26 protein-coding genes are annotated in these 25735 nt (G+C 69.6%); 15 read left to right on the top strand and 11 right to left on the bottom strand.

The genetic code is table 11. From position 1 onward, the window contains the following. Nucleotides 1–26: 26 nt before the first annotated feature. Genes ACYVIO_RS03730 through ACYVIO_RS03720 form a run of 3 tightly spaced genes read right to left on the bottom strand, consistent with a single transcriptional unit; the run spans nucleotide 27 to nucleotide 3220 of the window. Nucleotides 27–1436: an ABC transporter substrate-binding protein gene (locus ACYVIO_RS03730; RefSeq protein ID WP_460649209.1), complete on the bottom strand. Its 1410-nt coding sequence runs from the start codon at nucleotides 1434–1436 to the stop codon at nucleotides 27–29. A gap of 18 nt (nucleotides 1437–1454) precedes the next feature. After that, nucleotides 1455–2306, bottom strand: a complete 852-nt coding sequence (locus ACYVIO_RS03725; RefSeq protein ID WP_460649208.1) for a carbohydrate ABC transporter permease — start codon at nucleotides 2304–2306, stop codon at nucleotides 1455–1457. Further along, a complete protein-coding gene (locus ACYVIO_RS03720) occupies nucleotides 2303–3220 on the bottom strand; it encodes a carbohydrate ABC transporter permease (RefSeq protein WP_460649207.1) in 918 nt (305 codons plus the stop codon). The genes ACYVIO_RS03725 and ACYVIO_RS03720 overlap by 4 nt, the downstream gene beginning before the upstream one ends. 87 nt (nucleotides 3221–3307) lie before the next feature. Here ACYVIO_RS03720 and purD point away from each other — a divergent pair, with 87 nt between their 5' ends. The 10 genes from purD (at nucleotide 3308) to ACYVIO_RS03670 (ending at nucleotide 14297) form a co-directional block, all read left to right on the top strand. Beyond that, nucleotides 3308–4588, top strand: coding sequence for a phosphoribosylamine--glycine ligase (gene purD, locus ACYVIO_RS03715; RefSeq protein ID WP_460649206.1), 1281 nt, complete (start codon nucleotides 3308–3310; stop codon nucleotides 4586–4588). 181 nt (nucleotides 4589–4769) lie between these two features. Next, nucleotides 4770–6206, top strand: coding sequence for an alpha/beta hydrolase fold domain-containing protein (locus tag ACYVIO_RS03710; RefSeq protein ID WP_460649205.1), 1437 nt, complete (start codon nucleotides 4770–4772; stop codon nucleotides 6204–6206). 43 nt (nucleotides 6207–6249) lie between these two features. Then, entirely contained in the window at nucleotides 6250–7686 is a 1437-nt protein-coding gene (gene purB / locus ACYVIO_RS03705) for an adenylosuccinate lyase (protein ID WP_460649204.1), read from the top strand. 3 nt (nucleotides 7687–7689) lie between these two features. Next, entirely contained in the window at nucleotides 7690–8046 is a 357-nt protein-coding gene (locus tag ACYVIO_RS03700) for a hypothetical protein (RefSeq protein ID WP_460649203.1), read from the top strand. A 1-nt stretch (nucleotide 8047) separates the two neighbouring features. Continuing rightward, nucleotides 8048–8440, top strand: coding sequence for a hypothetical protein (locus ACYVIO_RS03695; RefSeq protein WP_460649202.1), 393 nt, complete (start codon nucleotides 8048–8050; stop codon nucleotides 8438–8440). Continuing rightward, nucleotides 8356–9513, top strand: coding sequence for a cytochrome P450 family protein (locus tag ACYVIO_RS03690; RefSeq protein ID WP_460652058.1), 1158 nt, complete (start codon nucleotides 8356–8358; stop codon nucleotides 9511–9513). Before ACYVIO_RS03695 ends, ACYVIO_RS03690 begins: the two co-directional genes overlap by 85 nt. Further along, nucleotides 9510–10247, top strand: a complete 738-nt coding sequence (locus ACYVIO_RS03685) for a crotonase/enoyl-CoA hydratase family protein (RefSeq protein WP_460649201.1) — start codon at nucleotides 9510–9512, stop codon at nucleotides 10245–10247. The genes ACYVIO_RS03690 and ACYVIO_RS03685 overlap by 4 nt, the downstream gene beginning before the upstream one ends. Before the next feature lie 103 nt (nucleotides 10248–10350). Then, nucleotides 10351–11577, top strand: coding sequence for a bifunctional glycosyltransferase family 2/GtrA family protein (locus ACYVIO_RS03680; RefSeq protein WP_460649200.1), 1227 nt, complete (start codon nucleotides 10351–10353; stop codon nucleotides 11575–11577). Beyond that, nucleotides 11577–13544, top strand: a complete 1968-nt coding sequence (locus ACYVIO_RS03675; protein WP_460649199.1) for an ArnT family glycosyltransferase — start codon at nucleotides 11577–11579, stop codon at nucleotides 13542–13544. Before ACYVIO_RS03680 ends, ACYVIO_RS03675 begins: the two co-directional genes overlap by 1 nt. Nucleotides 13545–13874: 330 nt before the next feature. Next, a complete protein-coding gene (locus tag ACYVIO_RS03670; RefSeq protein ID WP_460649198.1) occupies nucleotides 13875–14297 on the top strand; it encodes a hypothetical protein in 423 nt (140 codons plus the stop codon). Here the strand turns inward: ACYVIO_RS03670 and ACYVIO_RS03665 are convergent. Next, on the bottom strand, nucleotides 14281–15753 hold the full coding sequence (locus tag ACYVIO_RS03665) for an NAD(P)/FAD-dependent oxidoreductase (RefSeq protein WP_460649197.1): 1473 nt from the start codon (nucleotides 15751–15753) through the stop codon (nucleotides 14281–14283). The genes ACYVIO_RS03670 and ACYVIO_RS03665 overlap by 17 nt on opposite strands. 64 nt (nucleotides 15754–15817) lie before the next feature. Beyond that, nucleotides 15818–16405, bottom strand: a complete 588-nt coding sequence (locus ACYVIO_RS03660) for a TetR/AcrR family transcriptional regulator (RefSeq protein WP_460649196.1) — start codon at nucleotides 16403–16405, stop codon at nucleotides 15818–15820. A 47-nt stretch (nucleotides 16406–16452) separates the two neighbouring features. Here ACYVIO_RS03660 and ACYVIO_RS03655 point away from each other — a divergent pair, with 47 nt between their 5' ends. Further along, the gene (locus tag ACYVIO_RS03655) at nucleotides 16453–17520 is read left to right on the top strand and encodes an FAD-dependent monooxygenase (RefSeq protein WP_460649195.1); all 1068 of its coding nucleotides are present in this window, start codon (nucleotides 16453–16455) and stop codon (nucleotides 17518–17520) included. Next, nucleotides 17517–18392 (top strand): phosphoribosylaminoimidazolesuccinocarboxamide synthase, encoded by an 876-nt coding sequence (locus tag ACYVIO_RS03650; RefSeq protein WP_460649194.1) that lies wholly within the window; start codon nucleotides 17517–17519, stop codon nucleotides 18390–18392. The genes ACYVIO_RS03655 and ACYVIO_RS03650 overlap by 4 nt, the downstream gene beginning before the upstream one ends. A gap of 3 nt (nucleotides 18393–18395) precedes the next feature. Here the strand turns inward: ACYVIO_RS03650 and ACYVIO_RS03645 are convergent, their stop codons facing one another. Further along, nucleotides 18396–19232 carry a helix-turn-helix transcriptional regulator gene (locus ACYVIO_RS03645; RefSeq protein ID WP_460649193.1) on the bottom strand — a complete coding sequence of 279 codons (837 nt, stop codon included), beginning with the start codon at nucleotides 19230–19232 and terminating at the stop codon, nucleotides 18396–18398. A gap of 100 nt (nucleotides 19233–19332) precedes the next feature. Between ACYVIO_RS03645 and ACYVIO_RS03640 the strand changes: the two genes are divergently transcribed. Beyond that, nucleotides 19333–20904 carry a tannase/feruloyl esterase family alpha/beta hydrolase gene (locus tag ACYVIO_RS03640; RefSeq protein WP_460649192.1) on the top strand — a complete coding sequence of 524 codons (1572 nt, stop codon included), beginning with the start codon at nucleotides 19333–19335 and terminating at the stop codon, nucleotides 20902–20904. 18 nt (nucleotides 20905–20922) lie between these two features. Here ACYVIO_RS03640 and ACYVIO_RS03635 read toward each other — a convergent pair whose 3' ends face one another. The 5 genes from ACYVIO_RS03635 to ACYVIO_RS03615 all read right to left on the bottom strand — a co-directional run bounded on the left by ACYVIO_RS03635 (nucleotide 20923) and on the right by ACYVIO_RS03615 (nucleotide 24688). After that, complete coding sequence (locus ACYVIO_RS03635; protein ID WP_460649191.1) at nucleotides 20923–21414, bottom strand: hypothetical protein; 492 nt, start codon at nucleotides 21412–21414, stop codon at nucleotides 20923–20925. A 106-nt stretch (nucleotides 21415–21520) separates the two neighbouring features. Beyond that, the gene (locus tag ACYVIO_RS03630) at nucleotides 21521–22150 is read right to left on the bottom strand and encodes a CDP-alcohol phosphatidyltransferase family protein (protein ID WP_460649190.1); all 630 of its coding nucleotides are present in this window, start codon (nucleotides 22148–22150) and stop codon (nucleotides 21521–21523) included. Next, nucleotides 22150–23487, bottom strand: coding sequence for an FtsX-like permease family protein (locus ACYVIO_RS03625; protein ID WP_460649189.1), 1338 nt, complete (start codon nucleotides 23485–23487; stop codon nucleotides 22150–22152). Before ACYVIO_RS03625 ends, ACYVIO_RS03630 begins: the two co-directional genes overlap by 1 nt. Continuing rightward, on the bottom strand, nucleotides 23484–24167 hold the full coding sequence (locus ACYVIO_RS03620; protein ID WP_460649188.1) for an ABC transporter ATP-binding protein: 684 nt from the start codon (nucleotides 24165–24167) through the stop codon (nucleotides 23484–23486). Before ACYVIO_RS03620 ends, ACYVIO_RS03625 begins: the two co-directional genes overlap by 4 nt. Continuing rightward, nucleotides 24167–24688, bottom strand: coding sequence for a helix-turn-helix transcriptional regulator (locus ACYVIO_RS03615; protein WP_460649187.1), 522 nt, complete (start codon nucleotides 24686–24688; stop codon nucleotides 24167–24169). The genes ACYVIO_RS03620 and ACYVIO_RS03615 overlap by 1 nt, the downstream gene beginning before the upstream one ends. A gap of 127 nt (nucleotides 24689–24815) precedes the next feature. Here ACYVIO_RS03615 and purS point away from each other — a divergent pair, with 127 nt between their 5' ends. Beyond that, nucleotides 24816–25067 (top strand): phosphoribosylformylglycinamidine synthase subunit PurS, encoded by a 252-nt coding sequence (gene purS / locus ACYVIO_RS03610; protein ID WP_425827798.1) that lies wholly within the window; start codon nucleotides 24816–24818, stop codon nucleotides 25065–25067. After that, nucleotides 25064–25732 carry a phosphoribosylformylglycinamidine synthase subunit PurQ gene (gene purQ / locus ACYVIO_RS03605; protein ID WP_460649186.1) on the top strand — a complete coding sequence of 223 codons (669 nt, stop codon included), beginning with the start codon at nucleotides 25064–25066 and terminating at the stop codon, nucleotides 25730–25732. The genes purS and purQ overlap by 4 nt, the downstream gene beginning before the upstream one ends. The last annotated feature ends 3 nt before the right edge of the window (nucleotides 25733–25735 follow it).

The raw sequence follows: 25735 nt of genomic DNA, 5'->3' as shown, positions 1-25735 counted from the left end.
GGAACCGACCGCTCCAGAGGTACTGACTACTTCTTGACCGTCTTGTTGTACTGGTCGATCTGGGGCTTGATGGACTCGGCGGCGGCCTTCATGGCGGTGGCCGGGTCGGTGCCGAGGACTGCCTTTTCGAGGCCGTCCTCGGAGGCCTTGCGTGCCTGGGGCATGACGCCCAGGATGCAGCCGGAGGACGGGTTCGAGGGCTTGGTGTTGTGGAGCTGGGTGATGGCGGTGGTGAACTGCGGGTACTGCGCGACCCACGCCTTGTCCTCGGGGAGGTCGAGGGCCTTGGAGTTGATCGGGAAGTAGCCGGTGCCGGTGTGCCAGGCGGCCTGCTGCTCAGGGGTGGACGCGAACTTCACGAACTCCCACGAGGCGCGCTTCTCGGCGTCGGAGTGGCCGGGGCCGTCGACCCACAGGGAGGCGCCGCCGATGATCGGGCCGCCGGTGCTGTCGGCGGACAGCTTCGGGAACGGCGCGGTCATCACGGTGAACTTGCCCTTGGCGGCGTCCAGGTAGCCGCGCAGCGAGCCGGTCGACTCCAGGTGCATCGCCGACGTGCCGGACTTGAACACGGCCTGCGCGTCGTCGGTCTTCTTGCCGGTGTTCGGCATCAGGCCCTGCTTGACCATCTGCTGGTACCAGGTCGCGACCTTGACGCCCTGCTCGTCGGCGAAGTTCACCTGCGTCGCGAGGTCCTTGCGGCCGTTCTCGTTGTCGCAGTACGTCGTACCGGACTGTGCGATCAGCTGCTCGACGAACCAGCCGTAGATCGCCGCGTTGAAGCCGTACTGGACCGTCTTGCCGCCCTGCTTGACGGTCAGCTTCTTCGCGGCCTCCATGATCTCGTCGAGGTTCGCCGGCGGCTTGGCCGGGTCCAGGCCGGCCTTCACGAAGGCTTCCTTGTTGATGTAGAGCAGCGGCATCGACGTGTTGAACGGCATCGAGTTCAGCTTGTTGTCGATCGAGTAGTAGTTCGCGATGTTCGGCTCGATCGAGTCCAGCGTGTAGCCGTCCTTGTCGGCGAACGACTGGATCGGCACGGTCTGCTTGGAGTCGATCATGAACCGCGAACCGATGTCGTAGATCTGTACGACGGACGGCGTGTTGCCCTGCTGCACCGACGTCTTGTACTTGGTGATCGTCTCGTCGTAGTCGCCCTGGTAGACCGGGGTGACCTCGATCTTGCCGGTGTGCTGGGCGTTGAACGCCTTCACCAGCTTGTCGACGGCCTCGCCGTTGGCGCCCTTCATGCCGTGCCAGAACGTCACCTTGGTGACGCCGGTCGCGTTCTCCAGCGCGCTCGCGTCGGGCGCGTCCTGCCCGCCGCTGGAGTCGGAGTCGCCGGAGTCGCTGCCCCCGCAGCCGGTCGCCACCAGGGCGAGTGCCGCCAGCAGGGATGCCGCGGTCGCCGTACGCCGTTGTCGGACTGATCGCATGCTCAAGACCTCTCTCTACTAACGAATCGCGCCCGCGGTCAGCCCGCGGACGATGAAGCGCTGGCCGAAGATCACGATGGCCAGGGTGGGCAGGATGGACAGGGTGACACCGGCCAGGATGAGCCCCGGGTCGGCGGCTTCGGCGTCGTTCAGCTGGCTGATGCCGATCTGCAACGTCCGGCGGTCGGCCGAGTCGCCGATCAGCAGCGGCCAGAAGAACTGGTTCCACGCGGCCAGGAAGACGTACAGCCCGACCGCCATCAGGGCCGGCTTGTTCAGCGGGACCAGGATCCGGGTCAGGAACCGCCAGTGCCCGGCACCGTCGATCGTCGCCGCGTCCCGCAGTTCCACCGGGAACTGCAGGAACGACTGCCGCAGCAGGAACACCCCGAAGGCGTTGGCCAGGAACGGCAGCACCAGCGCGATCATCGTTCCGGCGTACGACGCGGTCAACCGCTCACCGCCGAGCTGCCAGCTGGTGATGGTCAGGTAGTTCGGCAGCACGATCGACTCCCACGGCACCATCAAGGTGGCGAGGAAGAGCCCGAACAGCACGGTCCGGCCCCACATCTTCATGAAGACGAACGCGTACGCCGCCAGCACGCTGGTGATCAGCTGCGACAGCGTGATGATCGACGTCTGCAGGATCGAGTTCAGGTACTGCCGGCCGATCGGCGTGCCTGACGACGACGCGCCCTCGTAGTTGCCGGTGAAGATCCCGTGCGGGAACAGGTCCGGCGGGTACGACGAGATCTGGCCGGGCGACATGATCGAGCCCGCGATCACGTAGTACACCGGGAAGATCACGGCCAGGGCGGCAACGATCAGTACGGCGTACGTCACGAGCCGCCCGACGGTCAGGTTCCTCACTTGTAGTGCACCCGCCTCTCGAGGACGCCGAACTGGATCGCGGTGCAGGCCAGCAGGATCACGAAGAGCACGATCGCCTGCGCCGACGCGGCGCCGAAGTCGCTCGCGTTGTTCGCGAACGCGGTGTGGTAGATCGAGTACACGAGCGTCTTGGTGGACTGCTCGGGACCGCCCTCAGGGGTGAGGATCTTGATCTGGCCGAAGCCCTGCAGCGACTGGATGGTCGAGATGACCACCAGGAAGAACAGCTGCGGGCCGAGCAGCGGCACGGTGATGAACCGCGACGCGCGCCAGCCGCCGGCACCGTCGAGCGTGGCCGCCTCGTTGATCTCCTGCGGGATCGCGCCGATCCCGGCCGAGAGCACGAGCACGTTGTAGCCGATGCTCATCCAGACGGTGGTGATCGCGACGCTGATCAGCGCCCAGGACGGGTCGGTCAGCCAGCCGATCCGGTCGACCCCGAACTTGCCGAGCATGCCGTTGGCCAGCCCGATCGCGGGGTTGTAGATGGTGGCGAAGATGACCGACGCGCTGGCCACCGAGAACGCGAACGGCAGCGCGAAGGCGGTCCGGAAGATCCGGATCCCCTTGATGTGCTGCTCGAGCAGCAGCACGATCGCGAGACCGCCGAGCACGCCGGGGATCACGGTCAGCAGCACGAAGGCGAAGGTCACCCACAGGATGTGCCGGAACTCCGCCGAGCCGAGCATGTCGCGGTAGTGCTGCAGCCCGACGAAGGCGTCCGGACGGCCGAACAGGTCGGAGCCGTGCAGGGACAGCGAGACCGATTTGCCCAGCGGCCAGACGATGAACAGCGCGAAGATCACGATGCAGGGCGCGAGCATCAGCCAGGACAGCAGGGACGCGGGGGTGGGCCGGCGACGCAGGGGTGCCGGTGCCGAACTTGTAGTCAATCGAGTACCTCCAGTAGGGCGCAGTCTTGCACCGCCCCAGGGCCGATGGGACCCGGTACCCGCCGGGGTGCATTAGGCTCAGGGCCCGTGAAGGTTCTTGTTATCGGCTCTGGCGGCCGTGAGCACGCACTGGTCTGGGCGCTGAGTCAGGATCCCGACGTCGCGCAGGTGGTGGCGGCCCCGGGCAACCCTGGCATCGCCGCGTTGCAACCGGCGTACGACGGGCAAACGATCGTTTGCCGCCCGGTGGACATCTCGGACCACGCCGCGGTCGTCGCCCTGGCGAGCGAGTTCGGCACCGATCTGGTCGTCGTCGGGCCCGAGGTCCCGCTGGTGGCCGGCGTCGCCGACCCGCTCCGCGCGGCCGGGATCGCGGTCTTCGGGCCGTCCAAGGAGGCGGCGCAGCTCGAGGGGTCGAAGGCGTTCGCGAAGGACGTGATGGCCGCCGCGAGCGTGCCGACCGGCCGGGCGTACGTCTGCACGACGCAGGAGCAGGCCGCGGAGGCGATCGACGCGTTCGGTCCGCCGTACGTCGTGAAGGACGACGCGCTTGCCGCCGGCAAGGGTGTGGTGGTGACCTCGGACCGCGAGGAGGCGCTCGCGCACGCGGCCGAGTGCGGGCAGGTGCTGATCGAGGAGTTCCTGGACGGTCCGGAGGTGTCGCTGTTCGCGATCACCGACGGGACGACGGTGCTGCCGATGCAGCCGGCCCAGGACTTCAAGCGACTCGGCGACAACGACGAGGGCCCGAACACGGGCGGTATGGGCGCGTACACACCGTTGCCCTGGGCCCCGGAGAAGCTGGTCGAGGAGATCACCGAGAAGGTGCTCCAGCCGACGGTCGACGAGATGCGCCGCCGCGGGACACCGTTCAGCGGCCTCCTGTACGCCGGACTGGCGCTCACCACCCTCCGCGGCGTGCGCGTGATCGAGTTCAACTGCCGCTTCGGTGACCCCGAGACGCAGGCGTTGCTGCCGCTGCTGAAGACCCCGCTCGGTGGCGTCCTGTACGCCGCGGCGACGGGCAAGCTGGCCGACGCCGAGCCGCTGGCGTGGAAGAACGGTTCCGCCGTCGCGGTGGTGGTCGCGGCGAAGAAGTACCCGGCCAAGCCGCGCAGCGGCGACACGATCGCCGGGATCGACCAGGCCGAGGCCGGCAACGTCCGCGTTTTCCACGCAGGGACCAGCCAGGACGGCGACGAGCTCGTCACCGCCGGTGGGCGTGTTCTCGCCGTCAGCGCGACGGGCAAGGACCTCGACGAGGCCCGGCAGCGCGCGTACGCCGGGGTCGGCCAGATCCGGATCAAGGGCTCGCAGCACCGCACGGACATCGCGCTCAAGGCCGCCCGCGGCGAGATCACCGTCTGATCGACCGGGACTGGCCGTGGTGCAGGAGGCCTGGCCGGCGCCGGGACCGTCGCCTGTGGCTGAGGCCGCTGCGGCGCAGTTGTAGTCGAGGGGATGCGGCGAGCGGGCTGCGGCGGGCGGTGGATTGCGCAACGTCGTCAATCCACCGGCCTCTCGCCGTACGGGCTGTTCGACTGGGCCCATGCGTACACCAACCACCTCGGCGGCCGAGGCCGCTCAGCTGATCCGAGCCGATCGGCAACGCCTGCTGGAGCTCGTCGACGGCCTGCCGGACGCGCGCCTGCGGGCGCCGTACGGCGTGGCCGACGGGCCGCTCGGGCACTTCTGCGACTCGCTGCACGACCTGGTCGGCCACATCCTGATGTGGGACGAGGTCACGCTCGCGGTCCTGCGGGAGTCGGCCGCCGGCAGGTCGCACTGGAGCATCGATCCGCGCTGGGAGACGGCGGAGATCGGGAGCGCGCTCAACGCCGGCGGCGTCGAGGCGGGGCGGCACCTGCCGTCCGGGCTGCTGATCGAGCGGCTGGCGTCTGTCGTCGACGCGCTGGTCGCAGAGATCACCGCGTACGACGAAGCCGCGTGGCAGGGCCAGGCCGCTGGTGGGGCGTTCGTTGGCAGCGTCGGAGCGCTGGCCGAGTACGCGGCGTCGCCGCCGGGGGGTACGCCGTACGGGCATGTGGGCAAGCACCTTGGCAGCGGGGGTGAGGTGATCGAGGATCCGCTGTTCCGGGTGGAGACTGACGCGCTGCTGAACCGGCTGGCTGCGGCACCCCAGGAAGAGGAGGAGGACCAGTACAAGGCCTTGCTTCGGGATCGAGAGGAACTGCCTGACCCTGAGCTCGCCGGAGTCGTCCACCCGGCGGCCCGCGTGTCCGATCTCCAGGTGGCGCTGCCTGGTCGGACCCTCTCCGCCCGGCTCTACCGGCCGGAGACCGACGAGCCGCGGCCGGTGCTGCTGTGGTTGCACGGCGGAGGGTTCATCGGCGGGGATCTGCGGGACATCGAGTACGCCGCGTCCGGGATCGCCGTTCATGGGGACCTGGCCGTGGTGTCGCTCAACTATCGGCTGGCGCCCGAAAACCCTTACCCAGCAGGGCTTGACGATGTGGTCGACACCTTGGCGTGGTTGCGTGAGACGTATGGTCGCGTTCTTGTCGGTGGTCAGAGCGCGGGCGCGGCGCTGGCGGCCGGAGCTTGCCTGGTCGCGGCCGAGCGGGGATTGCCGATGCCCGAGCGGCAGGTGCTCTGTTATCCGTGTCTGGACTTCGATCAGTACACCGAGTCGTCGCGACTATTTGATGGCGTCTTTCTTAGCACTGCGCCGGGGTGGGCTGACGAGGTCTACTTCCCAGCAGGTGACCTTCCTGCGACCGCCGTCCCGCTGCGCGCCGAGGACCTGAGCGGTCTTCCCCCGGCGCTGATCCTCGCCGCCGGGCGGGACCCGCTCCGCGACGACGCCCGCGGGTACGCGACCCGGCTGGCGCAGGCCGGCGTACCGGCGAAGCTGGTCGAGTACGCCGGCACGATGCACGCCTTCCTCAACTTCCCGGCCGTGCTGTCGGCCGGGCGGCACGCGGTCGAGCTGATCGGCGCGGACCTGCGCGCGGCCCTGCGCTGAGACCCCGTACGGCCCGATTCGCCCGACCAGGGAGAATGGGGCCGTGCCGAACTCCAGCAAGCCCCGGATCCCGAACGTTCTCGCCGCGCGTTACGCCAGCCTGTCGATGGCCCAGCTGTGGTCGCCGGAGCACAAGATCGTGCTCGAGCGGCAGCTGTGGCTGGCCGTGCTGAGCGCGCAGAAGGACTTCGGCGTGGACGTGCCGGACGGGGTCCTGGAGGACTACCGCCGGGTCCTGGACCAGGTCGACCTGGAGTCGATCGCGGAGCGTGAGCGGGTCACCCGGCACGACGTGAAGGCCCGGATCGAGGAGTTCAACGCGCTCGCCGGGCACGAGCACATCCACAAGGGCATGACGTCGCGCGACCTCACCGAGAACGTCGAGCAGCTGCAGATCCGGGCCGGGCTGGAGCTGGTCCGGGACCGCGCGGTCGCCACGGCGGTGCAGCTCGGCCAGAAGGCGGCCGAGCACGCTGCCCTGGTGATGACAGGCCGGTCGCACAACGTTGCGGCGCAGGCGACGACGCTGGGCAAGCGGTTCGCCTCCGCGGCCGACGAGCTGCTGGTCGCGATCGCGCGGCTGGAGGAGCTGATCGAGCGGTACCCGCTGCGCGGCATCAAGGGCCCGGTCGGTACGTCCCAGGACATGCTCGACCTGTTCAGCGGCCAGGACAAGCTGCTCGCCGGCCTGGAGTCCGAGGTAGCCCAGCACCTGGGCTTCCGCCGTACGCTCACCAGCGTCGGCCAGGTCTACCCGCGCTCCCTCGACTACGAGGTGGTCACCGCGCTGGTCCAGCTGGCGTCCGGCCCGTCGAGCCTGGCGACCACGATCCGGTTGATGGCCGGGCACGAGCTGGTCACCGAGGGCTTCAAGGAGGGCCAGGTCGGCTCGTCCGCGATGCCGCACAAGATGAACACCCGGTCCTGCGAGCGCGTCAACGGCCTCGCGGTGATCCTGCGCGGCTACGCGTCGATGGCCGGTGAGCTGGCCGGCAACCAGTGGAACGAGGGCGACGTCTTCTGCTCCGTCGTACGGCGGGTGGCGCTGCCGGACGCGTTCTTCGCCCTCGACGGGCTGTTCGAGACGTTCCTGACCGTGCTGGCCGAGTTCGGCGTCTACCCGGCGGTCGTGGACCGCGAGCTGGAGCGGTACCTGCCGTTCCTGACCTCGACGAAGATCCTGATGGCCGCGGTGAAGAACGGCGTCGGCCGGGAGACCGCGCACGAGGTGATCAAGGAGCACGCCGTCGCCACCGCGCTCGACCTGCGCAAGGGCCTGGCCGCCAACGACCTGTTCCACCGCCTCGGCGCCGACGGCCGGCTCGGGCTGACCGAGGAGCAGATCGTCGGCATCGTCGGCGAGCCGCTCACCTTCACCGGCGCGGCCGTCGCCCAGGTCGACGCGGTCGTCGCCAAGATCGACCAGCTCGCCAAGCGCTACCCCGAGGCGGCGTCGTACGCGCCGGGTGACATCCTCTAGCTCGTGTACGCACCGCTCACCTGGACGCTTGTCGGGTTGTCCCTTGCCGCGATGGTCTTCGCGATCGTGCTCGCGGGGCTGGATCGCCGGATCAACTGGACGCTGCTCGCGGTGCTGGGCGTGGTCGAGGTCGGGCTGGTCGCGCAGCTCGTGGTCGGGATCGTGCAGTTCGCGGGGACCGAGCGGGACGTGTCCGGCGGGTTCTTCTTCGGGTACCTGGTCGGCTCGCTGCTGATCCTGCCGGTGGGCGCGCTGTGGGCGCTGGCGGAGAGCAGCCGCTGGGGTGCCGGCGCGCTGGCGGTCGCGTGCTTCGTGATCCCGGTGCTCGAGCTGCGCATGCACGAGATCTGGACCGCCTGAGATGGGCGAACCGGAAGCAACCCGTCATGGGCCGGGCCGCATCCTGATCCTCGTGTACGGCGTCTTCGCGCTGTCCGCGACCGGCCGGGCGGTCTTCCAGATCATCAACCAGTTCGACCGCGCCCCGATCGCGTACCTGCTGTCCGCGCTCGCCGCGATCATCTACTGCCTGGCGACCTTCGCGCTGGCCAAGGCAACGCACCTGTCCCGCCGGATCGCGACGGTCGCGATCGCGATCGAGCTGATCGGGGTCGTCGGCATCGGCGCGTTCAGCTACGCGGTCCCCGACGACTTCCCGGACGCGACCGTCTGGTCGCACTTCGGCCAGGGCTACGGGTTCGTCCCGTTGGTCCTCCCGATCCTCGGCCTGCTCTGGCTCCGGCGTACGGCCTAACTGAGCGCAAGCGCAGCGGCCGGACCATCTGGCACGTCTCCCGGTACGACGACGTACGGCGACTGCTGACCGGCAAGCGACTGAGCAAGAACCCCGACCACGTCCCGGGCTACCGCGCCGGTCCGGCCGGGCTCAACAAGCACCTCGTACACGCCGATGCACCGGAGCACACCCGGCCGCGCCGGCTCGTCAACGCCGCGTTCCTGCCGCGCCGGATCGCGGCCCTGGAACCGTTCGTCCAGCAGACCGTCGACGACCTGCTGGCGCCGCTCGACCCCGAGGCCGGAGTCGACCTGGTCGAGGACTTCGCGCTGCCGCTGACCTTCACGTTGATCTGCACGATCCTCGGCGTCCCGGCCGAGCTGAACACCCCCGCGACCAGATCGATGCTCGCGGCAACCGTCGTACCGACCGCCGGTCAGCAGACCGACGACCAGCTGCTGGCCTTCCTCACCGACCTCGTCGAGCACAAGCGCAGCCAGCCGATCGACGAGCTCGACCTGCTCGGCGCGCTGGTCGGGGCGCGGGAGAGCCTGACCGAGGAGGAGCTGGTCAGTACGGCGTACCTGCTGCTGCTCGTCGGCCACGACACGACCGTGAACCTGATCGGCAACGGAATGTTCGCGCTGCTCCGGCACCCCGACCAGCTGCGGGCCCTGCGCAACGATCGCGGGCTGCTCCGGACCGGGCTGGACGAGCTGCTGCGCTACGACTCCCCGGTCCGCGACGCGACCTTCCGGGTGGCGGTCGAGCCGATCGAGCTGCACGACCAGGTGATCCTCCCCGGCGACATCGTCAGCCTGCTGATCGGCTCGGCGAACCGGGACGAGCGGCAGTTCCCCGACGCGGACCGGCTCGACCTGACGCGGACTCCGAACGACCACCTGGCTTTCGGGCGAGGCCCGCACTTCTGCATCGGCGCCGTGCTGTCCCGGCTGGAGGGCACGATCGCGTTCCGCGGGCTGCTCGACCGGTTGGGAGACGTCGTGCTCGCCGTACCGGAGCAGGAGCTGCGCTGGCGGCCTTCGCGGGTGATGCGTGGGCTCGAGAGCCTTCCGGTGGTCCGGCGGTGAAGGTCGTCGGCACTGTGCTGGTGATGACGCTCGACCGGCCGTCGGCGCGCAACGCGATCAATCGGGAGGTCGCCGAGGAGCTCAGTACGGCGCTCGACCGGCTCGAGAGCGATCCCGAACTGACCGCGGGCGTGCTCACGGGCGCCGGCGGGACGTTCTGCTCGGGAATGGATCTCAAGGCGTTCCCGACCGAAGGGATCCCGGTCGTCGGGACCGACGGGCTGGCCGGGCTGACGCGGCGGGCGTTGACGAAGCCGTTGATCGCGGCGGTCGAGGGGTACGCCGTCGCGGGTGGGTTCGAGTTGGCGCTGGCGTGCGACCTGATCGTCGCGGGGGAGTCGGCGGAGTTCGGCTTGCCGGAGGTCAAGCGGGGGCTGATCGCCGGGGAAGGCGGGGCGATCCGGTTGCCGCGGCGGTTGCCGCATCATCTCGCGATGGAGTTGCTGCTCACCGGGGACTCGATGCCGGCCGCAACTGCCGCTGGATTCGGGCTGGTCAACCGGGTGGTGCCTGACGGGCAGGCGCTGGCTGAGGCGCTGAAGCTTGCCGAGGGCATCAGCCGGAACGCGCCGCTCGCGCTGGCGGCGGTCAAGCAGCTGGTCCGCGCGACGACCGAGCGGGACGACTTCGCGGTGCAGGATCCCTGGTACGACGCGGTGTCGGCGTCGCAGGACGCGAAGGAGGGAGCAGCGGCGTTCGCCGAGAAACGGGCGCCGCGCTGGCAGGGCCGCTGAGCGCGCGCAGGGTGGGCGGCCGTCGTACAGGGCGGCCGCACTCCCAGGGAACTCCCAGCCGCGCGCAGGGATGGGCTCAGGTTGAGCCGACAGCCTGGGTGACATGCAGAACTCAGGTCATCCGCGGGTCGAGATCGTCGTACCCGTTCGCAATGAGGAGTACGACCTCGGCCCGAACATCCGGCGGCTCCGGGACTTCCTGGACACCGCCTTCCCCTTTCCGGCCGAGGTCTGCATCGCCGACAACGGGAGCACCGACGCCACCTTCGAGATCGGCACGCTGCTCAGCACCGAGCTGTCCGGCGTACGGATCGTCCGGATCGAGCAGCCGGGCCGCGGGCGGGCGCTGAAGCAGGTCTGGTCGAGCAGCTCGGCCGACGTACTGGCGTACATGGACGTCGACCTGTCGACGAACCTGAACGCGTTGCTCCCGCTGGTCGCGCCGCTGGTGGCCGGCCACAGCGACGTCGCGATCGGGACCCGGCTGGCGCGGGACTCCCGCGTCGTCCGGCGACCCAAGCGGGAGGTGATCTCGCGCGGCTACAACCTGTTGCTCAAGGCAACGCTCGGGACGCGGTTCTCGGACGCGCAGTGCGGGTTCAAGGCGATCCGCGCCGACGTCGCGACGGAGCTGCTGCCACTGGTCGAGGACACGAGTTGGTTCTTCGACACCGAGCTGCTCGTCCTGGCCGAGCGAGCCGGGCTGCGGATCCACGAGGTGCCCGTCGACTGGGTCGACGACCTGGACTCCCGGGTCGCGATCGCGCAGACGGTGGCCGACGATCTGCGGGGGATCGCCCGGCTGCACCGGACGGTCGGCCGGTTGCCGCTCGAACCCGTCAGGCAGTCTTTCGGGCGACCGGCCGTTGCAGATCCCCGGACGGCGTTGGCCGCGCGCGTGCTGCGGTTCGCCGGCGTCGGCGTACTGAGCACGATCGCCTACGCGCTGCTGTACCTCCTGCTGCGGCACACGATGCCGGCCCAGGCCGCGAACCTGGTCGCCCTGCTGGTGACCGCCGTCGGCAACACCGCGCTGAACCGGCGGGTGACCTTCGGCGTCCGCGGCATCGAGAACCGGGGCCGGCACCAGTTGCGCGGCCTCGTCACCTTCTTCATCGGCTGGAGCCTGACCGCGTCGTCGCTGTGGCTGCTGCACACGGCGGTCGCCGTACCGGCCACTGCTGTCGAGGTCACCGTGCTGACGATCGCCAACCTGGCGGCCACGGTCGTCCGCTTCAGCCTCTTCCAGAGCTGGGTCTTCGACGACGAGGCGCCCACCCTGCCCACCTTCGAACCCCCGGCGGTTCTCGACCACACCCGGAGCAACTGATGAGCACCCTGACCCAACCCCGAGAGGTCACCAGACCTCGCGCCCTCGCGGCGTCGTACGCGATCAGCCGCGACAAGGTCCTGTACGGCGGCCTGCTGGTGCTGACCGCGATCGCCTACCTGTGGGGCCTGTCGAAGAACGGCTACGCCAACGAGTACTACGCGGCCGCGGTCCAGGCCGGGTCGACGAGCTGGAAGGCCTGGTTCTTCGGGTCGCTCGACTCCTCCAGCTTCATCACTGTGGACAAGACGCCGGCGTCGCTGTGGGTGATGGGCCTGTCGGGCCGGATCTTCGGGTTCGGCGTCTGGAGCATGCTGATCCCACAGGCGCTGATGGGTGTGGCGAGCGTCGGCTTCGTCTACGTGGCGGTACGGCGGTGGTTCTCGGCCAACGCGGCGCTGCTGGCGGGCGCGATCCTCGCGCTGACGCCGGTCGCCGTGCTGATGTTCCGGTTCAACAACCCGGACGCGTTGCTGGTGCTGCTGCTCGTCGCCGGTGCGTGGGCGGTGACGCGGGCGATCGACTCGGAGCGGTTCGCGGGGCGCTGGATGGCGCTGGCCGGGCTGCTGGTCGGGTTCGGGTTCCTGACGAAGATGCTGCAGGCGTTCCTGGTGCTGCCGGCGTTCGGCCTGGCGTACCTGATCGCCGGCCGGCCCGCGCTCGGGAAGCGGATCGTCCACAGCCTGGCCGCGCTCGGCGCGATGATCGTCGGCGCCGGCTGGTGGATCGCGATCGTCGAGCTGCTGCCGGCCTCGGCGCGGCCGTACGTCGGTGGGTCGCAGACGAACAGCATTCTCGAACTGACGTTGGGTTACAACGGTCTCGGTCGGTTGACCGGTGACGAGGCCGGCTCTGTGGGTGGCGGGACCGGCAACCCCGGGTGGGGTGGGGCTACCGGGCTGCAGCGGTTGTTCGGTGGGGAGTTCGCCGGGCAGATCGCGTGGTTGTTGCCTGCGGCACTGATCGCGACGGTGGTGCTCGTGGTTGCCGCCGGGCGGTCGGCGCGGACCGATCGGACGCGGGCGTTCGCGATCCTGTGGGGTGGCTGGCTGGTCGTCACCGGACTGGTCTTCAGCTACATGCAGGGGATCATCCACAGCTACTACATGGTGGCGCTGGCGCCGGCGATCGCGGCGCTGATCGGTGCTGCGGCGATGGTGCTGTGGCGGCGAAGGTCTGAGTGGATGGCGCGGGTGGTGCTTGCGGGTGGGATGCTGCTGACCGCGGGGTGGAGCTTCTCGCTGCTGTCGTCGGCGTCGGACTACGTGCCGTGGTTGCGGTGGATGGTGCTGCTCGTCGGGGTCGCGGCTGCTGGCGCGGTGATGGTGCTGCCGGAATTGGAGTTGCGTCGTACGACGGCCCGGCGGGCTGGAGTGTTCGCCGGGGTGCTGCTGGTGCTGACGGCGCTGGCCGGGCCTACGGCGTACTCGGTCTCGACGATCAGCGAGGCGCACGCCGGGGCACTGCCGTCGGCCGGGCCTGCTGGTGCGAGCGGCTTCGGCGGCCGCGGCGGCGGGATGGGCGGTCCGCCTGGTGGACAAGCTGGTACGGCGAATGGTGCGACCACCCGCGGAGGCGGCGGAGGTGCTGGTGGGTTCCTGGGCGGTGGTGGGACCAGCGGAGTCTCCAGCGAGCTGGTCACCTTCCTGCAGCAGGGCTCGAAGGGCTACACCTGGGCAGCAGCTGCAGTCACCGCGAACGGTGCGGCTCCACTCCAGATCGCCGCGGAGGTTCCGGTGATGGCGATCGGCGGGTTCAACGGGACCGATCCCTCGCCGTCGCTGGCCGAGTTCCAGCAACTGGTTGCTCAGGGCAAGGTCCACTACTTCGTCGGCAGTGGCGGCGGGGGCTTCGGCGGCGGGCGGGGCGGGACCACGAACGAGATCTCCACCTGGGTGCAGGAGAACTTCCAGGCCCAGACCATCGGCAGTACGACCATCTACGACCTGACGAGCAACGGAGCATGACGATGACACAGTACGAGGCAGCACAGGTGGAGGAGCCGAAAGGCCGAGGAAAGAACGGGTTGGCGATGGCGGGCGCGGGCTTGGTCCTTGCCGTTCTTGCCTTTCTGGGTGGGACTGCCGTCGGGCACGTTTGGGGGAGTGGTTCCACAGGCAACGAGCAGACGCAGTTCGGTGGGCCTGGTGGCGGTGGAATGAGGCAGCTCCCCGGTAACCAGCAGCCGGGTCAAGGAACGCAGCAGGACCCCAATCAGCAGCAGCAGCCGGGCCAGACCCGCACCAGTTGACACGCTTCGTGTTCCGTCAGGGCCCAGGTGGGGTAAGGATCGGTTCGTGGAATGGTCGAACGTCACCTGGTTCCTGACCGCTCTGGGCGCTGTCGTCGTACTGCTGACGCGGATCCGGCTCGGGGGTGAGAGCGCGGGTGAGCACAATCGCTCCAGCGGCGTCGCGGGCTACTCGTCGGCGCTGCTGCGGCTGCACACGGTCGTCGGTGTGCTGACGCTGCTCGCCTGGGTCGTTGCCCTCGTCACCACCCGCCGCGAGATCGCCCTCGGCGCCCTGGCCGGCTGGTGGTTGCTCGCGATCATCGGATTGTTGCTGCTGGCCCGGTGGTTGCCGAGCGGTGGGAAACACTCTGAGGGCAAGGCGGCCGACGCCTGGGGCTCAGGAGCAGGGCTGTCGTTGCTCGGTCACCTGGGCGTGGTGATAGGCGTGGCCTATTTCACCTTCATCGTTCTCACCGATCGGCTGTAGCAACAGCAGGGCGCGGGATCAGCCCGCGCAGGGCCCGGGCGAGCGTCTTCGGCTGGGCCAGCGAACTCGGGTGCGCGAGCATCGTCGTCACCCGTGCGAAGTCGTCGTTCAGGCGGGCGTCGTACAGGGAAGCACTGAAGATCAGTCCGGTGAAGAACTTGGTCAGCTTGTAGCCGCGGGGGAAAGGCCCGTTGACGTGCGGCAGCGCGAGATCGGCGAAGGTCGAGATCTGCCAGGCGGCGTCGACCACCACGCGGACCTGGTGCAGGTACTCCCAGGCGGGCTCGTCCAGTGAGGGATTCGAGCGCAGGTACGCCGACAAGCAGGACGCGTGCAGGGTCGCGGACGTCATGCCCTGGCCGTAGATCGGGTTGAACGACGCGACTGCGTCGCCCGCGACGATCAGCCCGGCCGGGAAGCGGTCCAGCTCGTCGTAGTCGCGGCGTCGGCTGTCCGCCTGGTGGTACGTGATCACGTCGCCGACCATCGGGTTGTTGTCGACGATGTGCGAGTACACCCAGGGGAAGTCCTCGCGGCACCGCCGGTGGAAGTCCTCGGCCTCGCGGCTCGGCCGGTCGTCGGCGAACCCTGCGACCAGCACCAGCCAGCGGTCGCGCTCGACCGGCAGGATGCCGCCCATCCGTGCGGTCTGCCCGGGTTCGGCCATGGTCTGGGAGGTCGACAGGAGGATCTCGTCGGGCTTGCGCTCGTACAGCGCGGAGGCGTAGTTGAGCTTGATCGGCATCCGCGTGAGCTTCGGCTCGGGCCAGCCCGCCGCGCCGAGCCAGTCGCTCAGGCGGCTGGATCGCCCGGTCGCGTCCACCACGAGATCGGCGTCCACGCTGACCTTCTCGTCGGAGCCGGGGCCTGGGCCTGGGCCTGGGCCGGGGCCGGCGCCCGCGGAGCCTGCCGTCGCGGAGGCAGCCGTTCCCGCCGGCACGTACTGCACGCTCGTGACGCGGTCGCCGGTGAAGCCGATGCCGTCCGCGCGGCCGGGGACCAGGCGGACGTTCGGCAGGGCCAGCGTCCGCCGGCGCACTCTCGACTCGAGGAACGGGCGCGTGCTGATCAGCGTGCGGATCTCGGTCAGGGGAGGCGGCGTCACGCGTCGTACGCCGTTGACGAAGGTGTACGCCTGGTCCGGTGTCGGCTCGACCAGGCCCTCGGCGATCGCGTCGGCGTAGAAGCCGGGGAACCAGCGGTCGAGCTGCGCGGCGCCGGCCGGCAGGAGGGCGTGGACCTGCGTGCCCTGCGGTACGCCGGGGCGCGGCTCGTCGCCGGTCTCGGATTCGTCGCGTTCGATCACGAGCACTTCGTCGGCGTGGTCGCTGAGCACCCGCGCCGCCATCAGTCCCGCCATGCTGGCCCCCAGAACGACGGCCCGGCGCAGGATCACATCGGTCCGGGTGGGCGGTTCCGACGTGGTGATGGCAGCGAACGCTTCGGCGAGTGACACCGGGACCCCCAGGGCGAAAGTGGCAGTGACTTCCACATTAGGGACGGAGTAGCGACTCCGCAGTTCAAGGCATGTCGGTGCTGAACCCGGCCAGCAGCGCTCCGACCGCACGCCGTACGGCGGCCTCGAACGCGTCGTCCGCCAACGTCCGCCCGGCGCCGGCGACGCGGTCCCAGATCAGCCCGTCGAGCATCGCCGCGAACGGCCAGGCCGCCTGCTCGGGTTCACGAATGCCGAGCGAACCGAGGATCCCGGCGAGGTGTTCGCGCAGGACGCGGCCGCCTTGGGTGATCGCGTCGAGAAGCTCGGGTCGACGACTGGCTTCCAGTGAGAGCTCGTAGCGCGCGAGCTGGTCTTCGGACCTGTGGTGGGTGAGCTGCAAGACCATCGCGCTCATGAGTTCGGTGGGACTACTTGGAGTGTCTTGAGGGGGTTGGGCTGCTAGATCGCGCTCCAGCATGCGGGTGACGCAGGCGGTGAGCAGGGCGTCCCGGGTGCGCAAGTAGTACGACGTGGAGCCGGGCGGCAGGCCGGCCTCGGTGTCGACGGCTCGGTGGGTGAGGCCGCGGAGGCCCCGGGTGGCGACCAAGTGGATGGCGGCGTCGGCGATCGCGGCGCGGCGGTCGTCTCCGCGCGGAGGGTTCTTCGGCACGTCGCCAACCCTACCGGTCGAGACTCTACAGATGTAGAGTCGCCGTCATGAGGACAGCGATAGTGGTGGGGGCAGGGATCGGGGGAGTGGCGGCGGCGGTCGGGCTCGAGCGGGCCGGGTGGCAGGTGACCGTCCTGGAGCGGGCGCCTGAGCTGGGCGAGGTCGGCGCGGGGATCTCGGTCTGGCCGTCGGCGGTGAAGGCGCTGGGCGAGCTCGGTGTCACGGGCGTGGAGCAGGCGGCCGCGGTGTCCGCGCCGATGGGGATGCGGCGGTCGGACGGGCGCTGGGTGGTGAAGGCGACCGCGCTGGGCGTCGAGACACCGGTGATGATCCATCGCGCCCAGTTGCACGAGCTGATCACGAGCCGGTTCGGGTCGGGGGTGACCGTGCGGACCGGCGTGACGGTCGACGGGTTCAAGGACGGCGCGATCCTCGCGGGCGGGGAGGAGTTGCGCGCGGATCTGGTGGTCGCGGCGGATGGGCTGCGGAGCGTCGTACGGAGTGCTCTCTATCCGTCGTACGGCGGGCCGCAGTACTCGGGCTACGCGGCGTACCGAGGGATCGCCGAGCTGGAGCTGGACGACGGCGGCGGGGAGACGTGGGGGCGGGGAAGGCGGTTCGGCTTCGCACGGCTGATCGACGGGCGGTACTACTGGTACGCCACGGAGAACCGCCCGGCCGGGGTGACCGATGCTGATGCGTGGAAGGGATTCGGCGAGTGGCACGACCCGATCCCGCAGCTGCTGAAGGCCACGAAAACCGTGCTGCAGAACGACATCTACGACCTGGCGCTGCCGCTGGTCCCTTTCGTGCAAGGCAACGTCGTCCTGCTGGGTGATGCCGCCCACGCGATGACACCGAACCTGGGCAGAGGAGCCTGTACGGCGATCGAAGACGCAGCCGCGCTACCCAATCACCTTGGAGATCTGGCGGGGTACGACAAGGAGCGGCGGCCGGCGGCGACCAAGCTGGTCCGGACCTCGCGGGTGATCGGCCGCGTCGGCCAGCTCGACAGCCGCGTGCTGTGCGGCGTACGGGACGGCGTGTTCACCGTCGGCGGCAAAGTGGCCGGGGTGCTCGGGCGGAAGCGGGAGATGGGAGAATCCCGGGTGTGACCACTCTTCCGCAGGCTGTTGAGATCCCTGGCGCCAAGCATCTGCACTCGGGCAAGGTCCGGGACCTGTACGAGCTCGAGTCCGGCGACCTGCTGATGGTCGCGAGCGACCGGATGAGCGCGTTCGACTGGATCCTCGAGACGCCGATCCCGGACAAGGGCAAGGTGCTCACCGCGATGAGCCTGTGGTGGTTCGAGCAGCTCGACGTGCCGAACCACATCATCTCGACCGACGTCCCGGCCGAGGTCGCCGGGCGCGCGGTGGTCTGCGAGAAGCTCGAGATCTTCCAGGTCGAGTGCATCGCCCGCGGGTACCTGAGCGGCACCGGCCTGCTCGACTACAACGCCACCGGTGAGGTCTGCGGCATCCCGCTGCGCGCGGGGCTGGTCGAGGGCTCCCGCCTGGACGCGCCGATCTTCACCCCGGCGACCAAGGCCCAGCTCGGCGAGCACGACGAGAACGTCTCGTACGACGCGGTGGTGGCGACCGTCGGCGCGGACATCGCCGGCCGGCTGCGCGACCTGACGATGGAGCTCTACGCGCGGGCGCACACGATGGCCGAGCAGCGCGGCATCATCCTGGCCGACACCAAGTTCGAGTTCGGGACCCGCGCGGACGGCACGATCGTGCTCGCCGACGAGGTGCTGACCCCCGACTCGAGCCGCTTCTGGCCGGCCGCCGAGTGGGCGCCGGGCAAGCAGCAGCCGTCGTACGACAAGCAGATCGTCCGCGACTGGCTGCAGTTCGAGTCCGGCTGGGACCGCACCTCGGGCGAGGCGCCGCCGCCGCTGTCCGAGGAGGTCATCGAGCGCACGCGGTCGGCGTACATCGACGCCTACGAGAGCCTCACCGGCCGCACCTTCACCGCCTGAGCGTCACATCAGTTCGTAGCGGATCACCGAGAGGAAGTTCAGCTTCTCCTCGCTCTCGCTGCCCGGATCGGTCGTGTAGACGATCAGGTGCTGCGAGCGGTCCGGGCTGTGCAGGGTCTCGCGGTAGAGGTGAACGTCGCCGACCTCGGCGTGCTTGACCAGCAACGGCGCCGGGTCGGTCTCGGTGACCGGGTGCTCGTGCCACAGTTCGGCGAACTCGCAACTGGTGTGCAGCAACGACCCGATCAACGCCGCCAGCCGCGGCTCCGCCCTGTTCTGGGTGTGGGCGAGCAGCAGATGCGCGACGATCGTGCGTGAGTGCCGCGGGTGGTCCTCGATCGGGAACGGGTCGCGCTCGGCGTCCGGATCGGTGAACCAGCGGTAGGCCATCGCCCGCTGCAGCCCGGGGAACTTCGTCTGATCGCCGAACAGCACGGTGGACAAGCGATTCTGGACGACCTTCTCGGTCAGCAGGTTGACGACCTCGGCGGGTGAGCCGTCGAGCTGCTGGAAGATCCGGCGTACGCCGGGCGACAGCCGGCTGTGGTCCTCGACCACCAGCGGTGCGACGTACCCGGCGATCCGGAACAGGTGCTCACGCTCGGGCTGCGACAGCTGCAGTCCGGTTGCGATTGCCGCGAGCAACTGTTCCGACGGCTGCGGCCCGCGTTGCTGCTCGATGCGGCTGTAGTAGTCGGTCGACATCCCGGCCAGCGCGGCGACCTCCTCGCGGCGCAGGCCGGAGGCCCGCCGGCGACGAGCGCGCGGCAACCCGACGTCCTCCGGCTGCAGCGCCTCACGGCGGCTGCGCAGGAAGTCGGCGAGTACGGCGCGGTCCACGCTCCTGATAGTAACCGGTCAGACCGGTGATGACTGTGACCTGGATCACCGGACACATCGACCCTGTTTCACGACGCTCAGCCTTGTTTCGATCGAGGTCATGAAACGACTAGTGATGATTCTGGCGGCGGGGGTGGTTCCGGTGTCGGTGCTGGTGCCCGCCAGTTCAGCGGCTCCGGCCGCACCGACGGCCGCGACGTGCGCACCGGTCCAGGTCCAGGCGCCGGCCGGTGCGCGGATCGAGTCCGTCGTGGCCGTCGACCGGCCCGGCGGCACGGTGACCTTCCCGTCCAACCCGCCCTTCCCGCCCACGCCGCCGGTCGAGGGCGTTCCGGCGTACTGCGAGATCACCGTGACGCTGACGCACGGCAGCGACCACGTGAAGGTGACGAACCTGCTGCCCAAGGACGGCTGGAACCAGCGCTTCCAGGCGCTCGGAGGCAGTGCGTACGCCGCGGGCGACGTGATCGGCGACGCCTCGGTGAAGGCCGTCAAGGCCGGGTACGCCGCCGCGACGACCGACGCGGGCGTCGGCCCGTCGCCGATCGACCCGGCCTGGGCGCTGACCAGCACCGGCAAGATCGACCAGACCCTGCTGACGAACTTCGCGTCCCGCTCGCCGCACGAGCTCGCCGTCGTCGGCAAGGCGGTCACGAAGGCGTACTACGGCCGCGCGGCCGGCTACGCGTACTGGAACGGCTGCTCGACCGGCGGCCGTCAGGGCTACTCGGAGGCGCAGAACTACCCCGACGACTTCGACGGGATCCTCGCCGCCTCGGCGGCGATCAACTGGGACCGCTGGGCGCCCTCGGCGGTCTGGCCGGCCGTGGTCGTCAACCAGGAGAAGCACGCGCCGACGAGCTGCGAGCTGGAGGCGTTCAACGCCGCAGCGGTCAAGGCGTGCGACTTCAAGGACGGCGTACGGGACGGTGTCATCGCCGAGCCGTCCAAGTGCACCTGGGCTCCGGAGAGCCTGATCGGCCAGAAGGTGGAGTGCTACGGCGAGCAGGTCACGATCACCGCGTCCGACGCCCGGATCGTCCGGCGGATCTGGGAGGGCCCGAAGGGTCTTTGGTACGGACTGACCCGCGGTACGACGTTCGCCGGGCTGCTGCCGACCGATCCCGCCCAGCCGTCGTCGCCGGTCGGTGAGCCGTTCGTCGTCGGCAGCGCCTGGGTCAAGTACTTCCTGAAGCAGAACCCGGCCTTCGACACCAAGACCGTGCGGTACGCCGAGTTCGTCAAGCTCTTCCTGCAGTCGGAGCTGCGCTACAACGACGTGATCGGGACCGACGACCCGGACCTTTCGGCGTACAAGAAGTCCGGCGGCAAGCTGCTCGCCTGGCACGGCACCGACGATCCGCTGATCACCTCGCAGGGGTCGGTCGACTACCGCAAGCGCGTCGAGCGGACGGTCGGCGGCAACGTCGACAACTTCTACCGGTTGTTCCTGGCTCCGGGTGCCGTGCACTGTGGCCCGGGTGCGGGCCCGGCGCCGTCCGATCCGCTGGCCTCGCTGGTCACCTGGGTCGAGCAGGGCAAGGCGCCCAGCACGTTGCCTGCAGCAACGGCCGACGGGAGCACGGTGCGCGACCTGTGCGTCTACCCGAAGCTTCCTCGGTACGTCGGCCACGGTGACCCGAAGGTTGCCGCTAGCTACAGCTGCGCCTGACCTGTCTGGCTCTCGGCGTCAGAACATGCCGACGCCGAGAGCCAGCAGGACGAACCGCGCGCCCCTGCCGGTCAGCACCGACAGGGCGAACGTGACCACGCCCATCCGGCTGGCCCCCGCGATCAGCGCGACGCCGTACAGCGGGGGAACCCCGACGAAGGCGCTGAGCAACGTCACCGGCACGCCCCAGCGGCGGTCGCTCAACGCGTCCAGCAGCCGCTTGCTGAGATCGCGGTTCCACTGCACGAACCGGCCCCAGCGGGTGTCCAGGTTGACGGCCTTGGGTTCCTTCGACTTCTTCTTGCCGGTGTAGCCCGGCCGGTGCCGGACCGCCAGGAACATCGCGACCTTGCCGATGGTCTGCCCGATCGACACCCCGACCGCCGCGACCACAGGGTTGAGCGCGCCGGACACTCCGACGCCCAGCACGTACGCCTCCGCGTTCAGCACCGGTACGACGGCCGACCCGATCCCGAAGCCGATCGCCAGTACCAGTTGCCACACCCACATGACTCCGAGGCTATGCGCACTCAGTAGCACCGTCACGGAACCCAGCCCCATCTCGGGGGTGAACCAGGGACCCACCCCTCCGGGGTCCCCGCACCCTTGACACCGTTCACGGCTGCACCGGTGCCGGCAGGGCCGGGCGCCGGCCGCGCAGGATGTCGACCAGCCGGACCAGCGAGACGACCTTGACCACCGCGGCGGCGCAGGCGATGACGTACGGGAGCCAGAGGACGTCCAGCTGGTGAGCGACCACCAGCGAGATCACGACCGCGCCCGTGTTGACCGCCTTGGCCGGCTTCGACCAGTTCCAGACGAAGATCGGCTGGTCGACCTTGTAGAAGTAGTTCGGGCTGAGCGTGTCCTTCCAGAGCAGGAAGGACAGCGTCAGCATCGTGTCCAGCACCCCGAACTGGATCAGGTAGATCGCCAGCGGCCCGATCGTCTCGGGGTAGGTGGTCATGAACGCGGCCGCCAGCAGGAACGAGCAGGCACGGTCGCAGACGATGTCGAACACCGCGCCGGAGACCGTCTCCTCGTTGCGGATCCGGGCCACCCAGCCGTCGAGGGAGTCGCCGAACCAGTAGACGACGTACCCGATCACCAGCAGCCTGAGATCGCCGCTGGCGAAGGCGAAGGTCGCGACCAGCATCGACACCACGGTCCGGACCAGCGTGATCCGGTTGGGAACCCCGAGCAGGTGCGCCGGGTAGACGGCGACGTGCAGTGGAGTGGTAGTCATCAGGCTGCCCTCAGATTCTCGGGATCGAGTGCGTCCCGTAGCTGGTTGCGCAGAAGGAAACCGGCGACCGCCGCCCCGGCTGTGGCGGTGGCCCAGCCGAGGACGAGCAGCCCCAGTGCGGCGTACAGGGTGTCGGTGACGGGCGTGCCGTCGTCGTACGGGCTGCCGATCAGGCGACCGAGGCCGGTCGTGACTCCGGCGAGCAGTCCGAGGCACAGTGTGGGCCCGGCGGTGATCACCAGCTGCCGGTGGATCACCCGGCCGAGCAGACGGCTGTCGACGCCGAGCGCGGTGAGCGACGCCAGCTGGCGGCGCTGGTCGACCAGTTGGTCGGCCATGCCGACCGTGAACGCCGCCAGGGCGATCACCGCGATCAGCAGTACGCCGACCATGCTCAGGCCGAAGCCGGTGACGAAGAACTGCACGTCCATCCAGTCGGACCGTTCGTGCATGACGCCCTGCAGCGAAGTGACCAGGGCACCGATCAGGAAGCCGCAGCAGAACAGGAGGGTGGCCATCCGGGCCGCTGCGCGGGCGTCCGCGACCAGGCGGGCACCGGTGAGCAGGTTGACCGGGTCGGCCGAGCGCGTCATCCGCCGACCGACCGCTCTGCTGAGCTGGGCAGCTCCGGTCCACCAGAGCATGCCCAGCCCGATGATCGTGGCCGCTGCGCCGAAGTAGCCGATGAACGGCGCCAGCGTGGCTCCCGCGACCAGCAGCGCCGCCCCGATCACGAGTCGGGCCCGGTCGGGCGCGACCGTGGGGGAGTCGGAGGTGGTCGGCTGGTCCCGGTGCAGGGAGTAGCCGATGACCACACCGCCCAGCGTGAGCAGGCCGACGATGAAGAGCCAGGCCAGGAAGTCCCACGGGCTCACACCCGGGAACAGCCTCGCCATGCGGGGCAACTGGTTGAACAGGGCGGTGAGCAGCACGTACAGCGGTCCAGCGAGCAGGCCGCCGGCCAGGCCGACCAGACCGGCGTCGGCCATCGACAGTCGGCGTACCTGGGACTTGGAGGCTCCGGCGAGCCGCAGTGCGCTCAGCCGGCGCTCACGCGCGGCGGTACCGATCCGGAGCGCCTGCACGGCCAGTCCGCCGGACAGGACGGCCAGGATCAACAGGATGGCGCCCAGCCCGGCCCGCAGACCGGTCTCGGCGATGTAGTTGCTGTAGACGCTGTTGTCGAGGTCGCCCGGGCCGATCCGGAAGACGCAGATGGCGTTGATCACGAGCGCACCGCTGAACGCGAGGGCCGCGGTGGCCAGGCGGACGCGGCTGCGGTCGGCCGGCGTACGGGTCCTGGCCAGGTGCAGCGTCGTCCTCAGAGGCAGGCTCATCGCAGCGTCACCTCGTGCTGGATCTTGCCGTCGCGGAGCCGGATCTCCCGGTCCGCGGACGCGGCGAGCAGGTTGTCGTGGGTGACCATGACCAGCGCGGCGCCGCGGTCCCGGGTGGCCTGCAGCAGCACCTTCAGCAGGTCCTGACCGGCCCGGCTGTCCACGCTGCCCGTCGGCTCGTCCGCCAGTACGACGGACGGGTCGGTGATCAGGGCACGAGCGATCGCTGCCCGCTGGGTCTGCCCGCCCGACAGCTGAGCCGGTACGGCGTCCGCCTCGTCGGCGATGCCGACCCGGTCGAGCCACTGGACTGCCGCGGCCCGGGCGGTGTCCCGCTTGACGCCACCGAGCAGCAGCGGCAGGGCGACGTTGTCGGCGAGCGACAGGTCCGGCACGAGCTGGCCGAACTGCAGCACGATCCCGATGCTCGTACGGCGAAGTGCGGAGCGGTCCTGCTCGGCCAGCGTGGACAGGTCCTGGCCGGCGACCTGGACTGTCCCGGCGTCCGGCCGGAGGATGCCTGCCGCGAGGTGCAGCAGGGTCGACTTGCCGCAGCCGCTGGCGCCGGTCACCGCGAGCACCTCACCCGGGGCGACAGCCACGCTGACTCCACGCAGCGCGACGTTGCGGCGGTAGGCGTACTCGAGCCCGCTGAGCTGCAGGGCCGGCGTGGACGTCATCAGCTGGACTCCTTGTCGTCGGTGAGGCGCTCCAGCGCGAGGTCCAGCCAGCGCAGGTCGGCATCGAGATGTGTGACGAGGTAAGAACGCACCAAGTTCGCGGTCGGGTCGTCCGGAACCGGCGGTAGTTCCTGCAACTCGCGAATGCGGCGCAGGTGGCCGGCCCGCTGCCGGGCGAGGAACGAGGTCGCGTCGCCGCCGGTGCGCAGCGCGGTGACCAGCTTGCGGATCATCTCGTCGGCCGTGCCCCAGGCGGGCGGGACCGGGTCGGCGAGCCAGTCGTCGAGGTGCTTGCGGCCCTTCTCGGTGATCGCGTAGACGGTCCGGTCGGGGCCGCCCCCGGAGGTCTTCTCGGTCACCTCGACCAGGCCGTCGCGCTCCAGCCGGGACAGCGTCGTGTAGACCTGCCCGAACGCCAGCGGGCGGCCGTCGGGGAACCAGGCGTCGTGGCCGCGCTTGACGTCGTACCCGTGCGCGGGAGCACGGGACAGCAGTCCCAGAACCAGCTCCGCGGTCGCCATGATTCCGACTATACACTGCGTGTATGTACTGAGTGAATAGTCGTCTTCACGCCTGCCGGATGCTGGGTTCTGGGCTCCGGTCGGTAGGATTCGGCTCGTCACCCCGGATCGAAACCAGGAGTAGTCAGTGGCTCGCGTTGTCGTCGACGTCATGCTCAAGCCCGAGATCCTCGACCCGCAGGGCAAGGCGGTGCACGGCGCGTTCGGCCGGCTCGGCTTCGACGGCGTGGCCGACGTTCGCCAGGGCAAGCGCTTCGAGATCACCCTGGACGGTGAGGCGACCGAGGAACAGGTCGCCGAGATCCGCAAGGCCGCGGACACGCTGCTGGCCAACCCGGTGATCGAGGACTACACGCTGCACGTCGAGGCCGACCGGTGAAGATCGGGGTCGTCACCTTCCCGGGCTCGCTGGACGACGTCGACGCCCGCCGCGCGGCCGCCGTGGCCGGCGCCGAGGCGGTCGCGCTCTGGCACGGCGACGCCGACCTGCACGGCGTCGACGCGGTGGTGCTGCCGGGCGGCTTCTCGTACGGCGACTACCTCCGCGCCGGGGCCATCTCCCGGTTCGCGCCGGTGATGGACACGATCATCAAGCGGGCCGGCGAAGGCATGCCGGTGCTCGGCATCTGCAACGGCTTCCAGGTGCTCTGCGAGTCGCACCTGCTGCCGGGCGCGCTGATCAAGAACCACCACCGCAAGTTCGTCTGCAAGGACCAGGGGCTGCGGATCGAGAACAACCGCACCGCGTGGACCAGCGACTACGACGCGAACCACGAGATCACCATCGTGCTGAAGAACCAGGACGGCTCCTTCGTCGCCGACGAGGCCACGCTGGACCGGCTCGAGGGCGAGGGCCGGGTGGTCGCGCGCTACCTGGGCAACCCGAACGGCTCGTACCGCGACATCGCCGGCATCACCAACGAGCGCGGCAACGTGGTCGGCCTGATGCCGCACCCCGAGCACTGCGTCGAAACCCTGACCGGCCCGAGCACCGACGGCCTCGGCTTCTTCACCTCGGTCCTGAAAGCCGTCGTCGCCTCCTGATGA

Source organism: Kribbella endophytica, from assembly GCF_054781295.1.
This window is presented reverse-complemented; position numbering and strand designations above follow the sequence as displayed.